Annotated in this window: 7 protein-coding genes; 6 read left to right on the top strand and 1 reads right to left on the bottom strand. The window is 66.2% G+C overall.

Annotation, left to right across the window (positions count from 1 at the left end; genetic code table 11):
• Positions 1-312 precede the first annotated feature (312 nt).
• The 4 genes from ehuB to ehuA all read left to right on the top strand — a co-directional run bounded on the left by ehuB (position 313) and on the right by ehuA (position 3,385).
• Positions 313-1,167 (top strand): ectoine/hydroxyectoine ABC transporter substrate-binding protein EhuB, encoded by an 855-nt coding sequence (gene ehuB, locus R1101_RS0114360; protein ID WP_016934102.1) that lies wholly within the window; start codon positions 313-315, stop codon positions 1,165-1,167.
• 16 nt (positions 1,168-1,183) lie between these two features.
• On the top strand, positions 1,184-1,918 hold the full coding sequence (gene ehuC, locus R1101_RS0114355) for an ectoine/hydroxyectoine ABC transporter permease subunit EhuC (protein WP_016934101.1): 735 nt from the start codon (positions 1,184-1,186) through the stop codon (positions 1,916-1,918).
• On the top strand, positions 1,915-2,559 hold the full coding sequence (ehuD, locus tag R1101_RS0114350; RefSeq protein ID WP_016934100.1) for an ectoine/hydroxyectoine ABC transporter permease subunit EhuD: 645 nt from the start codon (positions 1,915-1,917) through the stop codon (positions 2,557-2,559). Before ehuC ends, ehuD begins: the two co-directional genes overlap by 4 nt.
• A gap of 61 nt (positions 2,560-2,620) precedes the next feature.
• Positions 2,621-3,385, top strand: coding sequence for an ectoine/hydroxyectoine ABC transporter ATP-binding protein EhuA (gene ehuA, locus R1101_RS0114345; protein WP_026003279.1), 765 nt, complete (start codon positions 2,621-2,623; stop codon positions 3,383-3,385).
• A gap of 9 nt (positions 3,386-3,394) precedes the next feature.
• Here ehuA and R1101_RS0114340 read toward each other — a convergent pair whose 3' ends face one another.
• Positions 3,395-4,942: an adenylate/guanylate cyclase domain-containing protein gene (locus tag R1101_RS0114340; RefSeq protein ID WP_016934098.1), complete on the bottom strand. Its 1,548-nt coding sequence runs from the start codon at positions 4,940-4,942 to the stop codon at positions 3,395-3,397.
• Positions 4,943-4,984: 42 nt separating this feature from the next.
• On the opposite strand from R1101_RS0114340, the gene nucS reads away from it, so the two are divergent.
• Together nucS and R1101_RS0114330 are read left to right on the top strand one after the other, a co-directional pair.
• Positions 4,985-5,659 carry an endonuclease NucS gene (gene nucS, locus R1101_RS0114335; RefSeq protein WP_026003278.1) on the top strand — a complete coding sequence of 225 codons (675 nt, stop codon included), beginning with the start codon at positions 4,985-4,987 and terminating at the stop codon, positions 5,657-5,659.
• 2 nt (positions 5,660-5,661) lie between these two features.
• Positions 5,662-5,985: a hypothetical protein gene (locus R1101_RS0114330; protein WP_016934096.1), complete on the top strand. Its 324-nt coding sequence runs from the start codon at positions 5,662-5,664 to the stop codon at positions 5,983-5,985.
• Positions 5,986-6,077 lie beyond the last annotated feature (92 nt).

Raw genomic sequence — 6,077 nt, 5'->3', positions numbered from 1 at the left:
ACCCGTTCCGAAAGGGGACCCACAGCAGTGGGTCCCCTTTCGTGTTTCCTGAGCGAGGTTCCACGCCCCCAATTCTCTTCCGGGTACGGCGTGCCGGGGTGCCGCTGCCGGCTTGCCGGGGGATCACGACCTCGTAACGAAGACGCTCTGTTCCAGGCCGTGCCTCCTTATGTCGGTAACGTCCGCTCATGCACGATCGCACGGTTCGTGCGGGTTCGGCGTGTGAGCGCCTGTCGGGGGGCGTTCTCGTCGACGACGAGGAGGGGCGAGACGATGACGAATCGATCGACTACGAGTACTGCCGGCAGGTTCATGGCGGTGATCGCGGGACTGGGACTCGTCGGCGCGGCCGTCACAGGATGTACGAGCGTCGACACCGGCAGCGAGGGATCGACTCTCGACCGGCTCCGGGAGGAAGGCACCGTCACCGTCGGTTTCGCAGGCGAGGCACCCTACAGCTTCATGCTGGACGGCAAGCTCACCGGCGCCACCGTCGCACTCCATCGCGAAATCTTCGAGAATCTCGGTATCGACAACGTCGAAGGGGTGGCGACGGACTTCGGCGCGCTCATCCCGGGCCTGCAGGCAGGACGGTTCGACGTCGTCAGCGCCGGTATGTCGATCCTGCCGCAGCGGTGCGAACAGGCGCTGTTCAGCGAGCCGGAGTTCAACTACACGACCGCCCTCATGGTCCCGCAGGGCAATCCGGAACAGCTCGACGACATGCAGTCGATCGCCGAGAGCGGCGTCCGGATGGCGGTCATGACCGGCGCCATCGAAGCCGACTATGCCTCCTCGCTCGGAATCGACGCGATGCAGGTGGCGTCTCCCCAGGACGGGATGGACGCGGTCGTCAACGGACGTGCGGACGTCTTCGCGCTGACCGGCATCTCGCTCAACTGGATGAAGCAGAACAACGAGGACGCGCCCGTCGAGGTCACCGAGTCGTTCGTCGCGGAGATCGACGGTGTGCCCCAGGTGGGTGCCGGCGGAACGGTGTTCCGTAAGGAGGACACCGAACTGCGCGATGCCTACAACGAGGAACTGGCCAAGATCACGTCCGATCCGCAGAAGTATCTGTCGATCGTCGGCGAGTTCGGTTTCACGGAAGCGGAGATGCCCGATCCGGAACTGACGACCGAGATGCTCTGCGAGGGCATTTCCTGACCTCGGCTGCGTAGTCATGGATTTCGGTTCCAAGATCGATCTGCTGTGTAACTCCCTGCCGCAGCTGTTCGACGGTCTGCTCGTCACCGTCGAATTGACTGTCGGGAGCGCGATTTTCGCGTTCCTGCTGGCCGTCGCGCTCGGGCTGACGGCAGGCGCGAAGAACGTCGCCCTGCGTGGGAGCGCGCGGGTGTTCATCGAGTTCTTCCGCGGCACATCGCTTCTCGTGCAGCTGTTCTGGCTCTTCTACGTCCTGCCGTTGTTCGGATTCCGGCTCGAATCGATCGTGTGCGGGATCCTCGCGCTGTCGCTCAACTACGGTGCCTACGGTGCCGAGGTTGTGCGCGGTGCGATCGCCTCGGTGCCCACGCCGCAACTCGAGGCGGCGACCGCGCTGAATTTCGGTTACTGGCAACGCATGCGACGGGTGATCTTCCCCCAGGCATGGGCCGAGATGATTCCGCCGCTGACGAATCTGCTCATCCAGTTGCTCAAGGGAACGGCGTTGGCGAGTTATATCCTGCTGCAGGACCTCACGTTCCAGATCGAGCAGCTCCGTCGGGGAAGCGGCGACACCATCTTCGCGTTCGGTGTGGGGCTGGTGCTGTACTTCGTGCTCGGCTACGTGCTGACCCTGCTGATGAACGCGCTCGAGGTACGCGCCAAGAGTCGCCTGGGGAGCGGTCCGACACTGCGTGAGATCTTCGGACTCGCCCCGGTCTTCGACCAACCGGTGGGGGCACGATCATGAACGTCGACTGGAGTTGGGAACGAGCGGCCGAGGCGCTACCGGTACTGCTCGAGGGATTCCGGATCACCTTGGTCGCCACGGTCCTCGGGTTCGTGGTGGCAGCGGTGCTCGGGCTGATCGTTGCAGTCGCGCGCCGTTCGCTGCCGAAGGTTCTCGCGACCGCGTTGTCCGCCGTCGTCCAGTTCATCCGGCTCACGCCGCTGGTGGTGCAGTTGCTGTTCGTGTACTACCTGCTTCCGCAGTTCAGCGCGCTGCAGATCGGCATCGCGGTGCTGGGTATCCACTACGCGACCTATATGGCCGAGGTGTACCGGGCGGGTATCGAGGCGGTGCCGAAGGGACAGTGGGAGGCGTGCCGGGCGTTGTCGCTGTCGCCGCTGCGCACCTGGCGAGCGGTGATCCTCCCGCAGGCCGTACGTCGTGTCGTGCCCGCATTGGGCAACTATGCGGTGTCGCTGTTCAAGGACACCCCGTTCCTGTTCACCATTTCCGTCGTGGAAATGGTGACGGCCGCCCAGCAGTTCGGTGCGCGCAACTTCCAGTATCTGGAGCCGCTCACCCTGGCCGGTCTCATCTTCCTCGTCGCCAGCTACCCGACGTCGTTGCTCGTCCGCCGATTGGAGCGTCGCCTTGCCTATTGATATGAACAAGGAAGCCGGCGCGGACGGCGACTCGCTGCCTGCCGCCACCTCCGACGGATCCATGATCCGATTCGATTCCGTCGTCAAGAGATTCGGCGATCACGTGGTCCTCGACCATCTCGACTTCACCGTCTCTCCGGGAGAGCGGGTGACGTTGATCGGTCCGAGTGGCTCGGGCAAGACGACCATACTGCGCCTGCTCATGACCCTCGAGAAGATCGACGACGGCGTGGTGTGGGTCAAGGGGGAGCCGCTCAGCCACGAACGCAAGGGGTCACGTCTCGTTCCGGCCTCCGAACGCTACCTCCGGTCGATGCGTCGCAGCATCGGGATGGTGTTCCAGCAGTTCAACCTGTTCCCCAACATGAACGTCATGGAGAACCTCACCGAGGCTCCGGTCCACGTGCTCGGCCGCAGTAAGGCCGACGCGCGCGACCGTGCGCGGGAACTGCTCGCGATGGTCGGCATGTCCGACAAGGAGAACGCGCACCCGACGCAATTGTCGGGTGGTCAGCAGCAGCGGGTCGCCATCGCTCGTGCCCTCGCCATGGATCCGGAGATCCTTCTGCTCGACGAGGTCACCTCGGCCCTCGACCCCGAACTCGTCGCGGACGTGCTGGACGTGCTGCGGACGATTGCCGAGACGACCGACATCACGATGCTGATCGTGACGCACGAGATGCACTTCGCCCGCGACGTCTCCGATCGCGTGCTGATGTTCGATCGGGGCCGCATCGTGGAGGAGGGACCACCCGAGCGCATCTTCACCGATCCCCGGGAGGAACGCACACGCAAGTTCCTCGACGCGGTGCTGGCGGGGGAGTGAGACCGGCCGTCAATCAGGGCGCGGAACGGCCAGCCGGGTCGGCTCGGAACGGCCGCGCAGGGTGATCTCCTCGCCCTCCTCCCACCGGGAACGTTCGTCGTCGGGTGCGAGGAGCACGGTGCGTGCCGACGCCGCGACACAGCCGGGAACGGTCTTCGCGAGATCCGACAGTCGCGCTGCTTCGTTGACCGGATCGCCGATCACGGTGTACTCGAAGCGTTCCTGCGCGCCGATGTTTCCGGCGACCGCGCGACCTGCCGTGACCCCGATTCCCGCACGGCACTCGGGCACTTCGTCCGCGAGGCGTCGCGCCATCCGTCTCGCGGCACCGAGAGCGGCTCCGGCCGCATTGTCGAGGGCGGCCGGCGCTCCGAAGATGGCCAGCGCCGCATCGCCCTCGAACTTGTTGACGAATCCTTCGGCGGCATGAACCTCTTCGACGACGACCGCGAAGAACCGGTTGAGGAGGGCCACCACCTCGGTCGGTGGGCGGCCGGCGGCCAGCGCGGTGGATCCGACGATGTCGACGAACAGCACCGCGACATCCCGTTCCTCCCCGCCGAGCACACTCGGATTGGTGAGCGCGGCGGCCGCGACCTCCCGTCCGACATGTCTGCCGAACACGTCGCGCAGTTTCTCGCGTTCGCGCAGGCCCTCGGCCATCCGGTTGAATCCGGTCTGCAGTTGCCCGAGTTCGGTTCCGTCGTAGACGACGACGGCGGTGTCGAAGTCGCCCGAAGCGATGCGTTGCATCCCGGCCCGTACCGATTCGATCGGCGCGATGGTCGACCGGATGGTGAGGAACATCAGCAGCGAACCGGTGAACAGACCGAGCCCGCCGATGGCGAGGATGGTGATCGCCAGCCGGGTGGGGGTGACGGGACGGATGAAGCTGAACACTGCGATGAACAGCAGGCCCACGACGGGTACCGCGCTGCCCAGGGTCCATGCGAGCATCACCCGTCCGGTGGTGCCGGCCAGGCGCGGACGGCGCGGTGTTCCGGCCTCGAGTGCGCGCGCGGCGATAGGACGTAGCGCGAAATCGGTGAACATGTACGCGAATCCGCATACCGTGATGCCGGCCAGGGTGATGGTCAGCGCGACCTTCGGGATGGTCTGCGGATCGATGATCCCGAAGCCGACGGTGAACAGGATCAGCCCGATGAACCACAGCGCTCCCTGCTGGAGGGTGGTGCGCCAGGGCATTCGCAGCGCGATCCGTTGCTCCTGCGCTGTGGGAGGGCGGTTCTCGAGCGCCCAGCGCAGCCGGCGAAGCGTCGCCCGGGTACCGAGGACCGAGCCGATCACGACGGCCGAGACCACGTAGACCGGGGCGAGGATCGCGGTGATCACGAGGAAGTCGGAGGTCAGCACGGACGGGCCCGGGATCACGACGTTGATCAGCGCGGCCACGATGAGAGCGCCGACGAGATGCGTGCCGATCAGGGAGAACGTCAGCAGGGTCTGGATTCTGATGCGTTGCCGTCGGATCGGTTCGGCAGGCTCTCCCAGGATCGCCGATCCGAGCGGGGCCGTGCGGTGACTGCGTGCGGGCATGGTCGTTCGAGACTAGTCGAGTCGATCCTCTAGGGTGGCTGTGTGCGTCTTGTGATTGCCCGTTGCCGTGTGGACTACATCGGACGCCTGACGGCTCATCTGCCGACGGCCCGACGTCTCCTTCTCGTCAAATCCGACGGTTCGGTGAGTGTCCACGCCGACGACCGTGCCTACAAGCCTCTGAACTGGATGAGCCCACCCTGCTGGCTCGAAGAGGAATCGGCCGAGGACGCCGAGGCCCTGTGGGTGGTCACGAACAAGGCAGGCGAGCAGCTCCGGATCACTCTCGAAGAGATCGACCACGATTCGAGCCACGAACTCGGTATCGATCCCGGTCTGATCAAGGACGGCGTCGAGGCGCACCTGCAGGAACTGCTCGCCGAGCACGTCGAGACCCTCGGGACCGGTTTCACCCTCATCCGGCGCGAATACCCCACGGCGATCGGGCCCGTGGATCTGCTGTGCCGCGACGCCGACGGTGCGACCGTCGCTGTGGAGGTGAAGCGTCGCGGGGAGATCGACGGTGTGGAGCAGCTCACCCGTTATCTCGAACTGCTCAACAGGGATCCGCTGCTCGCTCCGGTCAGCGGCGTGTTCGCGGCGCAGCAGATCAAGCCGCAGGCACGGACGTTGGCCACCGACCGCGGCATCCGCTGCCTCGTGCTCGACTACGAGGCGATGCGGGGCACCGAGAGCACCGAGTTCAGATTGTTCTGATCGTGCCGCGCCGCAACAGATCCCGTACCGACCGCAAGCGCGGCGGGGCGTCCGGCGAGGCCTCGACCTATTTCGGGGCGGCGGTGCGCACCGAGAACGGACCCGCCGGGGCCGAGGGGGAGCGCTTCACCGTGCGCACCGTGCCGGGCTCGCGCGCCACGAAGCCGTACCGGTGCCCGGGATGTGATCACGAGATCGCGCCGGGAACGCCCCACGTCGTCGCGTGGCCGACCGATGCGCTCGGCGGGGCGGAGGACCGGCGGCACTGGCACAGCGGATGCTGGGCGGGACGCGGCACCCGTCGACCCACCCGACGCTGGTCCTAGCCACGACGGATCGCCCGGGGGCCCGGTCGTAGCGGATCCGTCAGTGGGCGGTACCGGGTGCGGACGCTCGCGGCGCGGTGTCGCGGCCGGTG

It is taken from the genome of Rhodococcus sp. R1101 (assembly GCF_000278445.1).
Lineage (GTDB): Bacteria > Actinomycetota > Actinomycetes > Mycobacteriales > Mycobacteriaceae > Rhodococcus > Rhodococcus gordoniae.
This window is presented reverse-complemented; position numbering and strand designations above follow the sequence as displayed.